The organism is Mesorhizobium sp. M7A.F.Ca.CA.003.01.2.1, assembly GCF_003998945.1.
Lineage (GTDB): Bacteria > Pseudomonadota > Alphaproteobacteria > Rhizobiales > Rhizobiaceae > Mesorhizobium > Mesorhizobium ciceri.
The window spans coordinates 1-1,872 of the sequence record NZ_RZRA01001035.1; the positions used below are offsets into that span (position 1 = coordinate 1).

General features: G+C 62.6%; 2 protein-coding genes and 1 pseudogene. 1 reads left to right on the plus strand and 2 read right to left on the minus strand.

Annotated features, from left to right (window positions below; translation table 11 throughout):
* Together EN969_RS29275 and ugpC are read right to left on the minus strand one after the other, a co-directional pair.
* Positions 1–196 (minus strand): RbsD/FucU domain-containing protein (locus EN969_RS29275; RefSeq protein ID WP_281060040.1); only part of this gene is annotated, 196 nt, incomplete at its 3' end.
* A 21-nt stretch (positions 197–217) separates the two neighbouring features.
* Complete coding sequence (gene ugpC, locus EN969_RS29280) at positions 218–1,276, minus strand: sn-glycerol-3-phosphate ABC transporter ATP-binding protein UgpC (RefSeq protein WP_024504587.1); 1,059 nt, start codon at positions 1,274–1,276, stop codon at positions 218–220.
* A 289-nt stretch (positions 1,277–1,565) separates the two neighbouring features.
* On the opposite strand from ugpC, the pseudogene EN969_RS29285 reads away from it, so the two are divergent.
* Positions 1,566–1,872: pseudogene (locus tag EN969_RS29285) on the plus strand (sugar ABC transporter substrate-binding protein); the annotation flags it as partial.

The following is a 1,872-nucleotide window of genomic DNA, read 5'->3' on the forward strand; positions in this document are numbered from 1 at the left end:
GGTAGAGCGACAGCACCGCCTTGACCACTTGCGCGGCCGAGGCATCGATGCGCAGCACGCGGCCGAGCGCCGTCTGGCGCGCCACCGAATCGGACGGAAAATTGGTGTCGGCGATGATCAGATCATCGCCATGCCCCATTGCCCGCAATGCCTGCAGCACGTCGGCATTGAGCAGCGGGTTGATGCCTTTGAGCATGGTATTCCTCGTGAGTTGGGATCAGAGACGCTTGCCGGTCTCTGCGTCGAAAAGATGGATCTGGTCGAGCCTTGGCTTCAGCTTCAGCGTATCGCCCGGCTTGAAGTCGTGGCGCTCGCGAAACAGCGCCACCATCTCGCCTTCGCCGAAGCGCAGGAACACCAGCGTTTCCGAGCCGGTCGGCTCGACCACCGAAATCTTCGCCGGCACGCCGTCGGGATGGATCTCGAGGTGCTCCGGTCGCACGCCATAGACGACCGCTTGACCGTCCTGCGCGGCATTGCCCGATCCGATCGGGAACAGCGTGCCTGCGATGTCGACACCGGGCTTGTCGCCCTTGCGCATGGTGCCCTTGAGCAGGTTCATCGAAGGCGAGCCGATGAAGCCGGCGACAAACAGGTTGGCCGGGCGGTCGAACAGTTCCAGCGGCGCGCCGACCTGCTCGATGCGGCCGTCGCGCATGACAACGATCTTGTCGGCCATGGTCATGGCCTCGATCTGGTCGTGGGTGACGTAGATGGTGGTGGTCTTCAGCCTCTGGTGCAGTTCCTTGATCTCGGTGCGCATCTGCACGCGCAGCTTGGCGTCGAGATTGGACAGCGGCTCGTCGAACAGGAACACCTGCGGATTGCGCACGATGGCGCGGCCCATGGCCACGCGCTGGCGCTGCCCGCCGGAAAGCTGGCGGGGATAGCGCTTCAGATAGGGATTGAGGTCGAGGATGTCGGCGGCGCGCTTGACCCGCTCGGCGACCACGGCCGGATCGGTTTTCCTGAGCTTGAGCGCGAAGGCCATGTTCTGCTCGACCGTCTTGTGCGGATAGAGCGCATAGTTCTGGAACACCATGGCGATGTCGCGCTTGGCCGGCGGCAGATGATTGACGACGCGGTCGCCGATGGCGATCGTGCCGGCGGAGACGGTCTCCAGCCCGGCCACCATCCTGAGCAGCGTGGACTTGCCGCAACCCGAAGGGCCAACCAGCACCACGAACTGTCCGTCTGCGATATCGACGCTGACTTCGTGCAGAACCTTGACCGTTCCAAAGGCCTTGGCCACCTTGCTGATCGCGACTTGCGCCATGTCTCCCCCATCGGCTCCATTAGCCGTAGGCGCAGAAGCTAACCAACGCGACCTGCCAGGGCAAGTCGGTCCCTTATAGATAAAAACCCGCTCTCGTTGACACGGCGTTGGGTTGTGAGAATAGTGGCAGGCGCTGGTCAAAATGTCGGTGCCCGATCCGCAATCGGAACTTCAATCGACGCAGGGTGGGGTCCTGCCTAATTCGTTTCCGAAACGGGAGCATCGTTGGCGCTCCGGCGTCCGACAGTTGGCCGATTTATTCACACTGATGTTCTGGGAGGAATAGGCGATGAGAACGGGTCTTTACGACAAACTGGTTCGAGCCGGCGCCACAAGGCGCGACATATTGAAGGGTGCGGCAAGCATGGCCGCGATCGCAGCCGCATCCGGCGCCGGACTTGGCGCCTTGACGCGCCCGGCCTCCGCGGCAAGCGAATTGCGCACAAAAATCCTGCAGATCCCCGGCGTCGGCAAAGGCCAGCCGACGGACGCCGATTTCCAGAAGGTCGGTGAACTCTGCCTCGAAGCCACCAAGGCCAATGTCAAGGAAGGCGAATTCGCCGGCGTCGAGCTGACCTTCATGGGTCTCAACAACC

Coding starts and splice junctions, on each gene's coding strand:
- ugpC (WP_024504587.1), bottom strand. CDS start 1,276: ATGGCGCAAGTCGCGATCAGCAAGGTGGCCAAGGCCTTTGGAACGGTC.